This is a genomic window from Rahnella sp. ChDrAdgB13 (assembly GCF_017655185.1).
GTDB classification, from domain to species: domain Bacteria; phylum Pseudomonadota; class Gammaproteobacteria; order Enterobacterales; family Enterobacteriaceae; genus Rahnella; species Rahnella contaminans.
Window position 1 is genome coordinate 59,718 of the sequence record NZ_JAEMGT010000066.1, and the last position, 17,289, is coordinate 77,006.

Annotated in this window: 14 protein-coding genes and 1 pseudogene; 13 read left to right on the forward strand and 2 right to left on the reverse strand. The window is 52.9% G+C overall.

What is annotated here, in order from left to right:
• Positions 1–4: 4 nt before the first annotated feature.
• A complete protein-coding gene (locus tag J8X26_RS17270; RefSeq protein WP_208951487.1) occupies positions 5–1,084 on the reverse strand; it encodes a PTS fructose transporter subunit EIIC in 1,080 nt (359 codons plus the stop codon).
• A 351-nt stretch (positions 1,085–1,435) separates the two neighbouring features.
• On the opposite strand from J8X26_RS17270, the gene ptsP reads away from it, so the two are divergent.
• Together ptsP and fsa are read left to right on the forward strand one after the other, a co-directional pair.
• Complete coding sequence (ptsP, locus tag J8X26_RS17275; protein ID WP_208951488.1) at positions 1,436–3,940, forward strand: phosphoenolpyruvate--protein phosphotransferase; 2,505 nt, start codon at positions 1,436–1,438, stop codon at positions 3,938–3,940.
• Between the two features lie 11 nt (positions 3,941–3,951).
• Positions 3,952–4,614 carry a fructose-6-phosphate aldolase gene (gene fsa, locus J8X26_RS17280; protein ID WP_208951489.1) on the forward strand — a complete coding sequence of 221 codons (663 nt, stop codon included), beginning with the start codon at positions 3,952–3,954 and terminating at the stop codon, positions 4,612–4,614.
• Between the two features lie 91 nt (positions 4,615–4,705).
• On the opposite strand, the gene J8X26_RS17285 is transcribed toward fsa, so the two are convergent.
• Complete coding sequence (locus J8X26_RS17285) at positions 4,706–5,536, reverse strand: dienelactone hydrolase family protein (protein WP_165061825.1); 831 nt, start codon at positions 5,534–5,536, stop codon at positions 4,706–4,708.
• Positions 5,537–5,707: 171 nt separating this feature from the next.
• Here J8X26_RS17285 and katE point away from each other — a divergent pair, with 171 nt between their 5' ends.
• The 11 genes and pseudogenes from katE (at position 5,708) to tatD (ending at position 17,231) form a co-directional block, all read left to right on the forward strand.
• Positions 5,708–7,990 (forward strand): catalase HPII, encoded by a 2,283-nt coding sequence (katE, locus tag J8X26_RS17290; RefSeq protein ID WP_208951490.1) that lies wholly within the window; start codon positions 5,708–5,710, stop codon positions 7,988–7,990.
• Positions 7,991–8,279: 289 nt separating this feature from the next.
• Entirely contained in the window at positions 8,280–9,041 is a 762-nt protein-coding gene (udp, locus tag J8X26_RS17295) for a uridine phosphorylase (RefSeq protein WP_101079380.1), read from the forward strand.
• Positions 9,042–9,235: 194 nt separating this feature from the next.
• Positions 9,236–9,763 (forward strand): annotated as a pseudogene (locus J8X26_RS17300) (DedA family protein).
• A gap of 157 nt (positions 9,764–9,920) precedes the next feature.
• Complete coding sequence (gene rmuC, locus J8X26_RS17305) at positions 9,921–11,441, forward strand: DNA recombination protein RmuC (RefSeq protein ID WP_208951491.1); 1,521 nt, start codon at positions 9,921–9,923, stop codon at positions 11,439–11,441.
• Positions 11,442–11,588: 147 nt separating this feature from the next.
• Positions 11,589–12,344: a bifunctional demethylmenaquinone methyltransferase/2-methoxy-6-polyprenyl-1,4-benzoquinol methylase UbiE gene (gene ubiE, locus J8X26_RS17310; protein ID WP_101079375.1), complete on the forward strand. Its 756-nt coding sequence runs from the start codon at positions 11,589–11,591 to the stop codon at positions 12,342–12,344.
• A gap of 13 nt (positions 12,345–12,357) precedes the next feature.
• Positions 12,358–12,966, forward strand: a complete 609-nt coding sequence (locus tag J8X26_RS17315) for an SCP2 domain-containing protein (RefSeq protein WP_165061961.1) — start codon at positions 12,358–12,360, stop codon at positions 12,964–12,966.
• Positions 12,963–14,594: a ubiquinone biosynthesis regulatory protein kinase UbiB gene (gene ubiB / locus J8X26_RS17320; RefSeq protein WP_152324824.1), complete on the forward strand. Its 1,632-nt coding sequence runs from the start codon at positions 12,963–12,965 to the stop codon at positions 14,592–14,594. Before J8X26_RS17315 ends, ubiB begins: the two co-directional genes overlap by 4 nt.
• 73 nt (positions 14,595–14,667) lie before the next feature.
• Complete coding sequence (gene tatA, locus J8X26_RS17325) at positions 14,668–14,934, forward strand: Sec-independent protein translocase subunit TatA (RefSeq protein ID WP_101079372.1); 267 nt, start codon at positions 14,668–14,670, stop codon at positions 14,932–14,934.
• Positions 14,935–14,937: 3 nt separating this feature from the next.
• On the forward strand, positions 14,938–15,615 hold the full coding sequence (gene tatB / locus J8X26_RS17330) for a Sec-independent protein translocase protein TatB (protein ID WP_165061820.1): 678 nt from the start codon (positions 14,938–14,940) through the stop codon (positions 15,613–15,615).
• A 2-nt stretch (positions 15,616–15,617) separates the two neighbouring features.
• Positions 15,618–16,385, forward strand: a complete 768-nt coding sequence (gene tatC / locus J8X26_RS17335) for a Sec-independent protein translocase subunit TatC (RefSeq protein WP_152324827.1) — start codon at positions 15,618–15,620, stop codon at positions 16,383–16,385.
• Between the two features lie 57 nt (positions 16,386–16,442).
• Positions 16,443–17,231 carry a 3'-5' ssDNA/RNA exonuclease TatD gene (gene tatD, locus J8X26_RS17340; RefSeq protein WP_208951492.1) on the forward strand — a complete coding sequence of 263 codons (789 nt, stop codon included), beginning with the start codon at positions 16,443–16,445 and terminating at the stop codon, positions 17,229–17,231.
• The last annotated feature ends 58 nt before the right edge of the window (positions 17,232–17,289 follow it).

Sequence of the window (17,289 nt, forward strand, 5' to 3'; positions counted from 1 at the left end):
GGGTTCAGTTAATTTCGAAATCCAGATCCAGGTCGGATTCCGGATGTTTTTTAGCGGATTGTTTTTTGGCAGCCAGATGTTTCAGCAGGTTGACGCAAAGAGCCGTCGCCACCATGCCGACCAGCAATGCGCCGATGTAGCCCAGTTTTCCCTGCACCACAGGCAGAACAATCAGCCCGCCCCAGCCGGCATAGCATTGCGCGCCAACTAGTGCGGCGGTCACGGCGGCACAGGCAGAACCCATCATGATGGAAGGAATAACGCGCAGCGGGTCGGCGGCGGCGAAAGGGATCGCGCCTTCAGTGACGCCGACGCAACCCATCAGCAGGGCGGCTTTTCCGGCTTCCCGTTCTTCAGTGGAATAGTATTTACGGCCAATCAGCGTGGCGAAACCCAGCCCCAGCGGTGGTGTAGCGATAGCAACTGCGGCAATTGCCACGACGCTATAAACGCCCTGTGCCACGCAAATCAGCATAAAGGCGTAGGCGACTTTATTGACCGGGCCGCCCATATCGAAGGCCAGCATCAGCCCCATAATGATGGCGAGCACGACAATGCTGCCCTGCTGCAGACCTTGCAGCCAGTGGGTCAGCGAGGAAGTCAGCAGCCCGACCGGTTCCCCCAGCCCCCACATCATGATGCCCGCCGTCAGTAAGGTACCGATAATCGGGATCACAAAGATCGGCATCACGGAACGCAGGATCTTCGGCACCGGGATCTTCTTCAGATAGAAGACGATGATCCCCCCGAGAAGACCGGCGATGATCGCGCCGAAGAAGCCCGCCCCAAAGGAAGCGCCGACCCAGGCACCGATGGCTGCGGGCGCGAGCGCAGAGCGGTCGGAAATGGAATAACCGATGTAAGCCGCCAGGAAAGGCACCATCAGCGTCAGACCGGCCACACCAATATCAAACAGTTTTTTCAGATTCGGATCGGTCGCTGCGTCAGGCACGGCGCCTTTGCCGTAAAGCATGACGGAGACCGCCAGCAGAATGCCGCCCGCAACCACAAAAGGGATCATATGGGATACGCCGGTCATCAGGTGCTGACGGGTATTTTTCAGAATATTAAGCAATTCTTTCATGGTGGGCTCCGGTGTCGGGCGAAAATAACGGAACGTCCTTTTCAGCAAAACCTCGGAAGCTGAAAGGATATTGACGACCACAATAGGCCGCCGTCAGGGGCGCTAATAGTGGACAAATTTGTGTTTTACTGGACTTTTGTAAGCTCAGTTCAAAAATGCGAGCAGGTTCAAATAACCCGAGTCGGGGAGAGGTTTTTACGTCAGAACTCAATGTGAGCTGCCTCGCAAAAAGCGACGGACATTACATTTGTCCAGTGTTTGTCATTTTTGTCTGGTAGCAAGTTGGCCCGCGCGACTCTTATCCTGCAATGAGCCGGTTTATCCGCCGGAATTTGGGATGAGGATTCAGAAATGACCAAGAAGTTGAGCTTCACCTGCGTACTGGTAAATGGTGTTCATGCCCGTCCGGCCAGCCATATTGAAACGCTGTGCAATGGATTTGATTCTTCTTTTCACTGGCACAATGCCCGTTCTGACCGCAAAGCCGATGGCAAAAGTGTTCTGTCGCTGATTGGCGCGGATATTTTGCTGGGTGATGAATGTCACGTCACCGTGGAAGGGGAAGATGAAGAGGCCGCCTGTGCCGCGCTGGCGCATTTTATTGAACACCAGTTTCCGCTGTGTGATGAAGCCCTGCCTGAACATGATGATCAGGCGGAGCGGGAACCTCTTCCTGAATCTCTGGCAAATCTTTCTCCGCTGGTCTTTCGCGCCCGTTCCGTCAGTGAAGGCTGCGCGCTGGGGAAACTGGTCAGCCTTGCCCGCGTGAATCTGGCGACGCTGGCGGATTTACCCGAGACGCAAGGTACGGATAAAGAACAGAGTTTACTTTCTCACGGGCTGACAGGGCTGGAGAAGTCTATCGAACTTCAGCTGATGGCAGGGAATGGCACGGTGACCGCGGTGCTGGAGGCGCATCGTTCTTTGCTGCGTGATAACAGCCTGCGTGACGCGCTGCATAAGCATGTCATGGAAGGAAAAAGTTGCGCGCAAAGCATCGTGGAAACAGCTCAGCATTTCAGCCAACAGCTGGCGCAATCTTCCAGTGCCTATCTGCGTGAACGCGAACTGGACATTCGTGATGTCAGCTTCCAGCTGTTGCAGCAAATCTATGGCGAGGATTGTTTTGCATCCCAGCAAAAACTGAGTGAAGCGAGCATTTGTCTGGCGGATGAACTGACGCCAAGCCAGTTTCTCGAACTGGATAAACAACACCTTAAAGGATTACTGCTCGGCAGCGGTGGCAGCACATCGCACACGGTGATCCTCGCGCGGTCTTTCAATATTCCCACGCTGGTTGGGGTCGATCCGCAGCCATTACAGGCATATCTGCGGCAGGATGTGCAGATTGACGGCGATCTCGGGCTGGTGGCTTGTGCGCTCAGTGAGCCGGTAAGGCGCTATTATCGTCAGGAACAGGCGGTGCATCAGGCACTGCGCAATCAGCAAAGCGAATATCTGGATAAACCGGGTTATACCGCCGACGGCGTGCGTCTTGAAGTCGCGGCCAATATTGCCCACTCGGTGGAAGCCAGTGCGGCATTTGACAATGGCGCGGAAGCTGTCGGGCTGTTCCGTACAGAAATGCTGTATATGGATCGCGCCAGTGCGCCTTCCGAAGACGAGTTATACAACATTTACTGCCAGGCAACAGAAGCGGCTAAAGGCAAAACCATTATCGTCCGCACCATGGATATCGGGGGCGATAAACCGGTCAATTATCTGAATATTCCTGCCGAAAATAACCCGTTCCTCGGTTATCGCGCAGTGCGTATTTATCAGGAATTCCTGCCGTTATTCCATACGCAACTGCGTTCAATTCTGCGTGCTTCCGCGCACGGATCGCTGAAAATTATGATCCCGATGATTTCTTCGATGGAAGAGATTTTATGGGTGAAAGAGAAACTGGCGGAAGCCAAACAGTCGCTGCGCAGTGAGCAAATCCCGTTCGATGAAAAAATTCAGCTGGGGATCATGCTGGAAGTGCCGTCGGTAATGTTCATCATCGATCAGTGCTGTGAAGAGATTGATTTCTTTAGCATCGGCAGCAATGACCTGACGCAATACTTGCTTGCCGTTGACCGGGATAACACCAAGGTTACCCGTCATTACAACAGCCTGAATCCGGCATTCCTGCGTGGTCTTGACCACGTCGTACGCGAAGTACATCACCACGGGAAATGGATTGGCTTATGCGGCGAACTGGGTGCAAAAGGTTCCGTACTGCCGCTGCTCGTCGGCCTCGGGCTGGATGAAATCAGCATGAGTGCGCCGTCGGTGCCGGTGACGAAAGCGCGTCTGGCAAATCTCGACAGCCGGGAATGCCGTCAGTTGCTCAACCGTGCGATGCAGTGCCGCACGTCGCTTGAGGTTGAACATTTGCTGGCACAGTTCCGTATGGCTGTGAACGATGCACCGCTGATCACCACAGAATGCGTAGCGCTCAATGCGGACTGGCGCAGCAAAGAGGAAGTGATTAAAGGCATGGTCGATAACCTGATGCTGGCCGGACGTTGTCGCTATCCGCGAAAACTGGCAGCAGACGTCTGGGCGCGTGAAGCCGTATTTTCGACCGGACTGGGTTTCGGTTTTGCTATCCCGCATACCAAATCAGAACATATCGAACAATCGACGATCAGCGTCGCGAAGTTGCCTGAACCGGTGCAGTGGGGCGAGGAAGAAGCACAGTTTGTCATCATGCTGACGCTGAATAAACATGCTTCGGGCGACCAGCATATGCGGATTTTCTCAAAGCTGGCGCGACGAATCATGCACGACAGTTTCCGCGACGCGCTGATGAATTCAACGACAGCAGCGCAGATAGAAGCACTGCTCAAACAAGAACTTGAACTCTGACAGGAGAGGGTATGGAACTTTATCTGGATACGGCTGATATCAGCGCAGTAAAACGTTTATCCCGTATTTTGCCGTTGCAGGGCGTGACGACGAATCCGAGCATTGTGGCAAAAGCCCGGACGTCATTATGGGAAGTTTTGCCCGCGCTGCGTGATGCTTTAGGCGGAGAAGGAAAACTGTTTGCGCAGGTGCTGGCAAATCAGGCTGAACAAATGGTTGAAGAAGCCGAATTGCTTCATTCACGCGTTCCTGGGCTGGTGGTGAAAGTTCCGGTCACGGCGGAAGGGCTGGCAGCCATTAAAATCCTGCGTACCCGAAAAATTCCAACGCTGGGAACCGCCGTGTATGGCGCAGGTCCGGGGCTGCTTTCGGCACTGGCCGGGGCAGAATATGTCGCGCCGTATGTTAACCGGCTGGACGCGCAGGGCGGCGACGGCATTGCGATTGTGACTGAGCTTCAGCAATTGCTGTCGCTTCATGCACCGCACGCCAAAGTGCTGGCCGCCAGCTTTAAAACGCCGCGCCAGGTGCTGGCTTGTTTGCTGGCGGGATGTCAGTCGGTCACCATGCCGGTGGATGTGGCGGAGCAGTTCATCAGCGCGCCTGCGGTGCAGGCAGCCGTCGAGAAATTTGAACAGGACTGGCAGGGCGCCTTCGGGAAGTTGTCGTTATAACCTTCTGAAAGACAACAAAAAACCCGACAGGAAAACCGGCCGGGTTTTTTTATTTGTTTCACTTTTGATTGTCTACTTCACACCGTGTTTTTTATTTCACCCCATACTGTGCAAAGAAATCCAGCATACGCTGCCAGCCATCGGTGGCGGCTTCGGCGTGATAACTCGGGCGGTAATCTGCATTAAACGCATGGCCGGCATCCGGATACACCACGATTTCCGCCGTCGCATTGGCCGCGCGAATAGCCTGCCGCATAGTTTCGACTGTATCCAGCGGAATGCCGGTGTCCTGACCGCCGTACAAACCTAACACCGGCGCATCAAGCGCGGCGGCACGGTCAACCGGGTTGGTCGGGCTGGTCAGTGTTTTGTTGCCGACCAGTTTTCCGTACCACGCCACGCCCGCTTTCAGTTGAGGGTTGTGCGCCGCATACAGCCAGGCGATCCGGCCGCCCCAGCAGAAACCGGTAATCCCGAGTTTGGAAATATCCCCGCCGTGCTGCGATGCCCAATGCGCGGTGTGGTCGAGATCGGAAAGTACCTGCTGATCCGGCACTTTGCTGACCAGTTTTTCGAACAGCTCGCTGATTTCGGTGTAATTGCGTGGATCGCCCTGACGGAAATACAGCTCAGGCGCGATAGCCAGATATCCTTGTTTTGCCAGCCGGCGGCAGACATCCTGAATATGTTCGTGAACGCCAAAAATCTCCTGGACCACCAGAATGATTGGTAATTTTCCGGAGAAGTTTTCCGGCCGGGCGAGATAGGCGGGAAGATCTTCACCCTGCGAAGGAATGGTCGTCTGACCCGCGTGAAGCCCGTCGGTGTCGGTATGAATAGTCGTGCTGGCAACCGGTGTCACGGCAGGGGCAAAGCTGGTCGGAGCCTGTTTCAGTGTCAGTAATTCTTCTTCTTTTTTCATCGTGGTCTCCATGCAAGTGTCCATACGGAAATCTGGCTCTATGGATTAAAACTATAGCCGGAAAGCTGGAACAGCAAGGCAGAACAGATGTTTTATAGTTAAAAGTTATGCAGGAAATATGTCAGGGAAGAACCATAGAACGTCCGAATCTTTCATGAGGAGTCATGTTCAATGTCGAAATCACCGTCTAAAACGACCAAGAAAAGTGAGTCAAAATCGGTAAGCCGAGCCCCTGCCACAGGCAGTCAATCTTCTCAGCCGGGCCTGGGCAATCTCGCGCCATCCGACAGCGCTTATCAGGCTTCACCGCAACCCACGCCGCCCGGCAAAGAACCGACCGCCTCCGGCAGTGCCAAAAGCCCGGAGAACACCAACGCCAAACTCGATGCGCTGGAGCGACATCGAAAAAATGGCGAGAAGCAGCCGCTGACAACCAATCAGGGCACCAAAATTGCTGATGACCAGAACTCGCTGAAAGCAGGCAGCCGTGGGCCGACACTGCTGGAAGATTTCATCCTCCGCGAGAAAATTACCCATTTTGACCATGAGCGGATACCTGAACGTATCGTTCATGCGCGCGGTGCCGCCGCGCACGGTTATTTCCAGCCTTACCGCAGCCTGAAAGCGCTAACGAAAGCCAGTTTCCTCTCCGACCCGAAAAAGATAACGCCGGTCTTTGTGCGTTTCTCGACGGTGCAGGGCTCGAAAGGGTCAGCAGATACGGTTCGTGATATTCGCGGCTGGGCCACCAAGTTTTATACCGATGAAGGGATTTATGATCTGGTCGGTAATAACACGCCGGTCTTCTTCATTCAGGATGCCCATAAATTTCCTGATTTTGTCCACGCCGTTAAACCCGAGCCGCACAACGAAATTCCGCAAGGTGCCAGCGCGCATGACTCCTTCTGGGACTATGTTTCCCTCCAGCCCGAAACGCTGCATAACGTTTTTTGGGCGATGTCTGACCGGGGCATTCCGCGCAGTTACCGCACGATGGAAGGTTTCGGGATCCACACTTTCCGCTTTGTGAATGCCAAAGGGAAAGCGACGTTTGTCCGTTTTCACTGGAAACCGCTGGCGGGTAAGGCTTCTCTGTTGTGGGACGAGGCACAGAAACTGGCGGGAAAAGATGCCGATTTCCACCGGCGCGATTTGTGGGAGGCCATCGAAGCCGGCGATTATCCCGAATATGAACTGGGCGTTCAGCTGATCCCGGAAGAAGACGAATTCAAGTTTGATTTCGATTTGCTCGACCCGACCAAGCTGATCCCTGAAAAACTGGTGCCGGTGGAGCTTGTCGGGAAAATGGTGCTCAACCGTAATCCGGACAACTATTTCGCGGAAACCGAGCAGGTCGCTTTCCATCCGGGACATGTTGTGCCCGGCATTGATTTTACAAATGATCCGCTGTTGCAGGGGCGTTTGTTCTCTTACACCGATACGCAAATCAGCCGTCTGGGCGGGCCGAATTTCCATGAAATCCCGATTAACCGGCCAACCTGTCCGTACCATAACTTCCAGCGTGACGGGATGCACCGGCAGGATGTAGATACCAATCCGGCGAATTACGAGCCGAATTCCATCAACAATAACTGGCCGCGAGAAACGCCACCGGCTGCGTCCGGAGGCGGATTTGAAAGTTACCCTGAGCGTATTGATGCTGAAAAAATTCGGCAGCGAAGTGAATCCTTCGCAGAATACTATGCGCATCCGCGCCTGTTCTGGCTGAGTCAGACGCCAGTGGAGCAGGATCATATCGCCGGAGCATTCTCCTTTGAGTTGTCCAAAGTGGTTCGGCCGTATATTCGCGAACGCGTGGTGGATTTGCTGGCGCACGTTGACCAGACTCTGGCGGCCATCGTCGCGAAAAATCTGGGCATCACACTTTCCGCGCAGACAAGAAAGGTTAAGCCTCCGAAACCGGTTAATGGTCTGGAAGCCGATCCATCACTGAGTTTGTACGCCAGCGGAAAAGGGACGATAAAAGGGCGTCAGGTGGCCGTGCTGCTGGGCGAAGGCGTCAACGCGGCTGATGTGCTGGAAACCTTGCAGGCGTTACAGGCTGCCGGTGTTCATCCCAAACTTCTGGCCAGCCATTTGGGAAATGTAATTGCCGATGATGGTTCGACATTGCCAGTAGACGCCACGTTTGCCGGTTCGCCGTCGATTACCGTGGACGCTGTTATTGTGCCTCACGGCCACATTGATGCTTTGCTGATGAACGGCGATTCCCGTCATTATGTGCTTGAAGCCTATAAACATTTGAAAGTTATCGGGCTGAGCGGAGACGCCCGTCGCTTTAAACCGCTGCTTGGGCTGACGGATGACGTACCGGAGGACGGGATTATTGAAGGCGAAAAGGCGGAAGGAAAATTGCTGAAAGAGTTCCTGAAAGAAATGGCTAAACATCGCGTCTGGTCGCGTAGTGCGGCAGCCGCAGCGGTTCCGGCCTGATTTAAATTTTTATCAGCCTCACTGGCAGGCGGCGTCATTCATCAGTGATATGGCAACGCCTGCTTTTATTTTTCCGTTCGGGAAAATACTTCATCCTGCAAAGTATCAGTCTGGTTAAAATTTCGGCGTAATACATTTAATTTGTGATTTATGTCACAAATTAAATGTATGCGTGATTCTTGTTGTTACATCATAGTGACTGCCGTCACGAAATAACGTCACAATGTTCAGTACAGTTGCCGGGTGTTCCTCCTGCCAATAAATGACCTTACATACAGAGGAGTTTGTTATGTCTCAGCCTGAAGTTTTCCATCTTGGCCTGGCCAAAAAAGATTTAAACGGTGCCACGCTGGCGATTGTTCCCGGCGACCCGGAACGCGTGGAGAAAATTGCCAAACTGATGGAGAACCCGGTGCGTCTGGCTTCTCATCGCGAATTTACCTCATGGCGTGCTGAGCTTGACGGCAAATCTGTGATCGTTTGTTCAACCGGTATCGGCGGCCCGTCTACGTCCATCGCGGTGGAAGAGCTGGCACAGCTGGGCATCCGGACTTTCCTGCGCGTAGGTACGACCGGCGCTATTCAGCCGCACATCAATGTGGGCGATGTTCTGGTCACAACGGCTGCTGTTCGTCTTGATGGCGCGAGCCTGCACTTTGCACCGATGGAATTCCCGGCTGTTGCCGATTTCGCCTGTACCACGGCGCTGGTTGCGGCGGCAGAATCTGTTGGTGCTGCCACGCACATCGGCGTAACCGCGTCTTCTGACACCTTCTATCCGGGTCAGGAACGTTACGACACCTTCTCTGGCCGCGTTGTTCGTCGCTTCAAAGAATCGATGAAAGAATGGCAGGAAATGGGCGTGATGAACTATGAGATGGAATCCGCCACACTGTTGACCATGTGTGCAAGCCAGGGCCTGCGCGCAGGTATGGTTGCCGGTGTTATCGTAAACCGCACGCAGCAGGAAATTCCTGACGCGGAAACGATGAAAAAGACCGAAAGCCACGCGGTGAAAATCGTTGTAGAAGCCGCCCGTCGCCTGATCTAAAAAATACTAAAACAAACACATCACATCTGTGGGCTGCCTCTGGCGGCCCATTTTTTTGCCCCGATAATCAGATCTGTTAAGGTCGTGTTAGTAAAGTGTCTGGAATAATTTATCAATCCGGCTATTTATCTGCTGATAAAAAACTGCTGATAAAAAGCCGCTGGCACAAAACCGCTGACAAAAGGAACTGCTTTTTGACTGTTCACGACATTCTGGATTACACAACGACCTTTATTCGCGCACATCAGGTGTGGGCTGCGCCCATCGTCTTCTTTCTGGCTTTTGGTGAGTCTCTGGCATTTCTTTCCCTGTTGCTTCCTGCGACGTTTATCTTATTAGGGCTGGGTGCGCTGATTGGCGAAACCGGTATTCCTTTCTGGCCCATCTGGGCCGCTGCCGCGGCGGGTGCTTTCTTCGGCGACTAGATTTCTTATTGGGTCGGCAACCATTTTCAGGACAGAGTGGGCAACTTCTGGCCGTTCTCCCGCCATCCGCAAATGCTGATCCGCGGGCATGCATTCTTTGAAAAATGGGGCATGCCGGGCGCGTTTATCGGCCGCTTTTTTGGTCCGTTGCGCGCCGTAGTGCCGCTGGTAGCGGGGATATGTGGCATGCCAAAGAAATATTTCCAGATTGCCAACGTGACCTCCGCACTGATCTGGGCATTCGGCATTCTGGCGCCGGGCGCTTTTGGCATCCAATGGCTGAGCCGCTGGTTCTGAATCCTGCGCTGCATCGCTGAAGTCTTCAAGCGGCGCGGGCGGGAGAAATTCCTTTTTGGAAGACGTCTCGCAAAGGCGTCATGCCCCTGAAAATAGACTGGACATCCATACAGCCTGCTATTACCGTGACCGCAAGTGATTTTAAGAAGGAATGCGCGTGGATATCAGTATTTTGTACGCCCTGGGCGCAGGGCTAATCGGCCTGTTATTCGGCTGGCTGGTCGCCAGTTTGCGGCAACAGCGGCAGCAGGCGGAGTACGAAACACAGCGCCGGTTGCTGGAGCATTCGCTGGAGCAAGTGAAGGCGGAAAATGACGCGCACAAAAATGAGCGACAAGCCGTTCAGCAGCAAATGCGTGAAGCGGAACTTGAGCTGCGCAAATTGCACAGCGCGGCGGCAGCCAGCCAGGAGAAATTGCAATTGCTGGCTCACTGGCAAAATGAATGCGAGCAGCTGAACCAGGAATTACGCGCCCAGCGTGAAATTAACAGCGCTCAGGAAGCCGAGTTGCGCGAGGTTTCGACCCGGCTGGACGAAACGCGCATGGCGGCAGAAGACAAACAGCGCCTGCTGATCAACAGCGAACAGCGCCTGAGCAGCCAGTTTGAAAATCTGGCTAACCGTATTTTTGAACAAAATGGTCGCCGGGCCGACGAACAGAACAAGCAAAGCCTGGACAAACTTCTGCTGCCGTTGCGCGAGCAACTTGATGGTTTCCGCCGTCAGGTGCAGGACAGTTTTGGTCAGGAAGCCCGTGAACGTCACACGCTGGCGCACGAAATCCGTAACCTGCAACAGCTGAACGTTGAGATGGCACGTGAAGCGGTGAACCTCACCAAAGCGCTGAAAGGCGATAATAAAACGCAGGGGAACTGGGGCGAAGTGGTGCTCAGCCGCGTGCTGGAAGCGTCCGGCCTGCGCGAAGGTTACGAATATCAGACGCAGGTCAGCGTTCAGGTTGATACGAACAGCCGAATGCAGCCCGATGTGGTGGTGCGTCTGCCGCAGAATAAAGACGTGGTGATCGACGCGAAGATGACGCTGGTGGCCTACGAGCGTTACTTCAACAGTGAAGATGACAGCGAGCGTGAAGCGGCGCTGAATGAGCATATTGCGTCCGTTCGCGGCCATATCCGTTTGCTGGGTCGTAAGGATTATCAGCAGCTTCCCGGTTTGCGCAGCCTTGATTACGTCCTGATGTTTATCCCCGTTGAACCCGCTTTTTTACTGGCTATCGACCGGGAGCCAGAATTAATCAGCGAAGCACTGCGTCACAATATTATGCTTGTCAGCCCGACAACGCTGCTGGTGGCTTTGCGTACAATCAGTAATTTATGGCGCTATGAGCATCAGAGCCAGAACGCCAAACGCATTGCCGATCGCGCCGCGCGTTTGTATGACAAGCTGCGGTTGTTCGTGGATGACATGGAGTCGATGGGACAAAGCCTGGACAAAGCGCAGGGAAGTTATCGCTCCGCGATGAATAAACTCACGCAAGGCCGTGGTAATCTAATAGGGCAGGTTGAAAGTTTCCGTGCTCTGGGGGTCGAAGTTAAACGGCCTATCAGCCCCTCTCTGGCTGAGATAGCGAAAGCGGAAAATGAACCGGAAGATACCGCATCTCTGCCCGATATCTCTGATGCGGAAGAAGAACAGGCGCTGAACCCGCGTGAATAATTAAAGCTGGCAAAGGTTTCCACTGGGTCGGACTGATTCAATAAGTGAATCTTTGCAATATGTTGAATCACCATCGGTGATGGGGCTTTCTAACGGGTTCTGGTACACTTCTCCCCAAGAGTTTGACTGAAAAAGCAGGCATAAATAATGGAAAAGCAGACGCAGGAAACCACCCATTTCGGTTTTCGTACAGTAGCCAAAGATGAGAAGCAGGAAATGGTGGCGGAAGTCTTCCATTCCGTTGCGGCAAAATATGATTTGATGAATGACCTGATGTCTTTCGGCATTCATCGCATCTGGAAACGTTTCACCATTGATTGCAGCGGTGTGCGTCAGGGCCAGCGTGTGCTGGATCTGGCCGGTGGCACCGGCGATCTGACCGCGAAGTTCTCCCGTCTGGTGGGCGAAAAAGGCGAAGTTGTGCTGGCAGATATTAACGACTCCATGCTAAAGATGGGCCGCGAAAAGCTGCGTAATCTCGGCATTGTGGGCAACGTTAATTATGTTCAGGCCAACGCTGAAGCTCTGCCTTTCCCTGATAATTATTTCGACTGCATCACCATTTCTTTCGGTCTGCGTAATGTGACTGAAAAAGAAAAAGCGCTGCGTTCGATGTTCCGCGTGCTCAAGCCGGGTGGCCGTCTGCTGGTTCTGGAATTCTCCAAACCGGTTTTGAAACCGCTGAGCAAAGCTTACGACACCTACTCTTTTCATATTTTGCCGCGCATTGGCGAACTGGTTGCACAAGACGCTGAAAGTTATCGCTATCTGGCCGAATCCATCCGTATGCACCCTGATCAGGAAACCCTGAAAGGCATGATGGCGGATGCAGGTTTTGAGAATGTGACGTATCACAATCTGACCGGTGGCATTGTTGCGCTGCATCGGGGTTTCAAATTCTGATATGAGTATGCCGATGTTGTTAACGCCGTTGCTGACTGCCGCTATCGAGACGCCGCTTAATTTTCTGCTTTTCAAAGATCGCAGCATGAAGGCGGCGCGCACGCGTCTGGCAGGCAAAGTTTTACGTGTTGAACTACAGGAACTGAGCGCACCGCTGACGTTTGTTTTCAGCGAGCAAAAAATCGATGTGCTCGGACAATGGGAAGGTGTGGCCGATTGCACCGTTACTTCACGGATTTCATCGCTGCAAAAATTACGCGATCGCCAGCTGTTGTCGCCAATGATGCGCAGTGGCGAACTGGTGGTCGATGGTGATATTTCCGTGGTTCAGCAGTTTTCTGCATTGCTGGATATGGCTGAATTCGAGCCCGCAGAATTCCTGGCCCCTTATATCGGTGATATTGCCTCTCAGGGATTAAGTCAGGCGGTTCAGGGCGGTTTCCGTTTTCTGCAAAAAGGCCTTAAGCACCAGCAAAGCTATTTAGCGCAAACCCTGACCGAAGAGTGGAAAATGGCACCCGGTTCGCTGGAAGTGGTCTGGTTTAGCGATGAAGTCTCTGCACTGGTGCGGGAACTGGATGCGCTGGATAGACGTATCGAAAAACTGGAGGGTAAACCGTGACGCCTAGGGAAATGCGACGTTTATATCTGATCATCCGCATGTTTCTGATCTATGGCCTTGACGAACTCATCCCTAAAATCCGCTTAACGCTGCCGCTGCGCATTGGTCGTTATCTTTTTTTCTGGTTGCCTAATCGTCATAAAGAAAAGCCGTTGGGCGAGCGTATGCGTATGGCGCTGGAAGAACTGGGGCCGGTATGGATCAAGTTCGGGCAGATGATGTCAACGCGCCGTGACCTTTTCCCTCCTCAGATTGCCGATCAGCTTGCTTTGCTTCAGGACCACGTTCCGCCTTTTGATGGCGCAAAAGCGCGTCAGCAAATTGAAGTGGCGCTCGGTGGTCCGGTGGAAACCTGGTTTGATGAGTTCGACCAGACGCCGCTGGCTTCTGCCTCGATTGCTCAGGTTCATACTGCCATTTTGAAAGAAAACGGTAAGCCGGTGGTTCTGAAAGTGATCCGTCCGGATATTTTGCCGACTATCGTGGCGGATATCCGTCTTATGTCACGTCTGGCTGGCTGGTTACCGATTCTGTTGCCCGATGGTCGCCGTTTGCGCCCCCGTGAGGTGGTACGCGAATATGAAAAAACGCTGCTCGATGAACTGAATTTACTGCGTGAAGCGGCGAATGCTATTCAGCTGCGCCGTAATTTCGAAGGCAGCCCGATGTTGTATGTGCCTGAGGTTTACCCGGATTACTGTAGCGAACGTCTGATGGTGATGGAGCGTATTTACGGTATCCCGGTTTCTGATATTGAAGCGCTGAAGAAACAGGGCACCAATATGAAACTGCTGGCCGAACGCGGCGTGCAGGTTTTCTTCACTCAGGTTTTCCGCGACAGTTTCTTCCATGCCGATATGCATCCGGGCAATATTTTCGTGAGCTATGAAACGCCCGAAGACCCTTGCTACATAGGGATCGATTGCGGCATAGTGGGTTCGCTCAACAAGGAAGACAAACGGTATCTTGCGGAGAATTTCATCGCTTTCTTTAACCGTGATTATCGTAAAGTGGCTGAATTACATGTCGATTCCGGCTGGGTTCCCCGCGATACCAACGTCGAAGAGTTCGAATTCGCTATCCGTACGGTTTGCGAACCGATTTTTGAGAAACCGCTGGCAGAAATTTCTTTTGGTAACGTGCTGCTGAATCTGTTTAATACGGCCCGCCGTTTTAATATGGAAGTTCAGCCTCAGCTCGTGTTGCTGCAAAAAACGTTGCTGTACGTAGAAGGTCTCGGACGTCAGCTTTATCCTCAACTCGATTTGTGGACCACAGCGAAACCTTTCCTCGAAAGTTGGGTGCGCGATCAGGTCGGGTTGCCGGCAATGATCCGTGCATTGAAAGAGCGTGCGCCGTTCTGGCTGGAGAAAATGCCTGAGTTGCCGGATCTGGTTTACCAGAGCCTGCATCAGCATAAGTTGTTGCAATACAACATTGAGAAGCTTTCCTCCCAGATCCATAACCAGAGTTCCCGTCAGGGGCAGTCTCGTTATCTTCTGGGGATTGGTGCGACGCTGCTGTTGAGCGGAACTCTTTTACTGTTGGGCGATGTTAAGGTTTATCCGGCATGCCTGATGATTGCGGGTGCAATTTCCTGGTTGATTGGATGGAAGCGCGCCAGTTGAATACTTTGCGTTAAATTGAATGCCGTTTGCGAACGGCAATGAACGTCGTTCCTTCCTGTTTGAGGTGAAAATAATGGGTGGTATTAGTATTACAAAAATCCTGATTCTCGTTGTACTCGTGGTACTGCTGTTCGGTACTAAGAAACTGCGCGGTCTGGGTTCTGATCTGGGTGCTTCCATCAAAGGCTTTAAAAAAGCCATGAGCGATGATGAAGGCCAGAAAACTAACAAAGATGCTGACACTTCTGCTTCTGATGCTGATTTCATCGCTAAGTCTGTTGAAAGCAAGCCAGCAGCCAAGGCAGATGAAACCAAGAGCCAAAACAAAGAGCAGGTATAAGCCGTGTTCGATATTGGATTTAGTGAACTGCTGCTGGTATTGGTGATTGGCCTGGTAGTCCTTGGGCCGGAGCGTTTACCTGTAGCAGTAAGAACAGTAGCAGGCTGGATCCGCACACTGCGTGCCATGGCGGCTTCTGTTCAGAGTGAGCTTTCGCAAGAACTGAAACTTCAGGAATTGCAGGACAGCTTGAAAAAAGCTGAAGAAGCTGGACTGAAGAATTTAACGCCAGAAATCAAAGCGTCTATGGATGAGCTGAAAGAAGCGGCTGAGTCTATGAAGCAGTCGATCAACTCAGGGCTGAACCCTGCGGAGAAAGCTGTCGAAAACGCCAAAGCTGAAGGCAACACCATACACAACCCGGTTCTGGATGAAGCCGAAGCGCATCATGATGCAGGTATTTCTCCGGCCACGGCTGAGAAAGTAGCCTCCGCGCCTGTTGCCGCACCGCAAAGTGCCGTTGATGCTGCGCTGGCCTCCAATAAGACGGCGCATGCAGCAGCAGAACATGCTGAAACGCTGGCCGCTTCTGCGGACCCTTCGGTAACGGAATCAACCGCTGACGAGCCTTCTGTTGCCTCTGCGCCGGTAATGAAACCTGTCGCCGCTGATGCCCCTGTTGCTGAACCCGTAGTACCGGTTAAACCGGTTTCATCAACTCAAACAACAGGTGAGCGTTAAACATGGCTGTTGAAGATACTCAACCACTTATCAGCCATCTGATTGAGCTGCGTAAGCGTCTGCTGAATGCCATTATCTGCATTATTGTGGTGTTCCTGGCACTGGTTTATTTTGCCAATGATATCTACCAGTTGGTCGCTTCTCCGCTGATCAAACAGATGCCGATGGGCGCGAGCATGATTGCGACTGACGTAGCATCGCCGTTCTTCACACCAATCAAACTGACGATGATTGTCTCGGTATTTCTTTCTGCACCGTTTATTTTGTACCAGGTCTGGGCGTTTGTAGCGCCTGCGCTGTACAAACATGAACGTCGTCTGATGATGCCGCTGCTGTTCTCAAGCTCTGCGTTATTCTATCTTGGCGTGGCTTTTGCGTACTTTGTCGTCTTCCCGTTGGCGTTTGCGTTCTTTGCCAAAACCGCGCCCGCTGGCGTTCAGATAGCCACCGACATCAACAACTATCTCGATTTCGTGATGGCGCTGTTTATGGCGTTTGGCGTGTCCTTTGAAGTACCGATTGCGATCGTGTTGCTGTGCTGGAGTGGCGTAACCACACCGGAAGATCTGAAGAAAAAGCGCCCTTATGTGTTAGTCGGCGCTTTCGTCGTCGGTATGTTGTTAACGCCGCCGGACGTTTTCTCTCAGACGCTGCTGGCCATTCCGATGTACCTGCTGTTTGAGATCGGCGTGTTCTTTGCCCGGTTCTATGTAGGTGGCCGTCGTCGTGCTGATGTCGATAGCGAAGCTGATCCGGATCAGCCTGCGTAATATATTCTTTGATGAAAAAAACCGCCCTGTTGGGCGGTTTCTGTTTTGGGACTCTTCATGTTTGAAATCGGTATTAACCTCACCAGTAATCAGTTTGATAAAGATCGTCCGCAGGTCGTTGAAAGAGCCAGAACGGCCGGTCTGAGCGGTATGTTGATCACCGGCACGTCCGCGCAGGAAAGCGTTGAAGCGCAGAAGATGGCGATGGAATATCCGGATTTCTGCTGGTCGACGGCGGGCGTGCATCCGCATCAGGCGAGTGACTGGACCGAAGACATTGAACGCAGTATTCGTGAGCTGGCTGCATTGCCACAGGTTGTCGCGATCGGCGAATGCGGGCTGGATTTCAACCGTAACTTTTCTCCGGCAGACAGTCAGGAAGCGGCGTTTACCGCGCAACTGTCGCTGGCGAAAGAGTTGCAGTTGCCGGTATTTTTGCACTGCCGTGATGCCGGAGAGCGGTTTGCCGCGTTGATCAAACCCTGGCTACCGGATTTGCCGGGCGGCGTAGTCCACTGTTTTACCGGTACGCGCGAAGAGCTGGAACTTTATCTGGCTCTCGGGTTATCGATTGGTATTACCGGCTGGGTGTGCGATGAACGTCGCGGGCTGGAACTGCGCGAAATGCTGCCACTGATCCCTGCTGACCGGCTGATGCTGGAAACTGATGCACCTTATCTCTTGCCGCGTGATATGGAAAATAAGCCGAAGAATCGCCGTAACGAACCGGCTTTCCTGCCGCATATTGTGAATCAGGTGGCGATATGGCGGGATGAAGACCCGCAATGGCTGGCAGATATCACGGATGAAAATGCGCGTAAGCTTTTTTCGCTGCCCGTACGTTGAAATTGATGCGTTGAAATAATGCCCCTGAAATAAAAAAGCACCGGCTACCGGTGCTTTT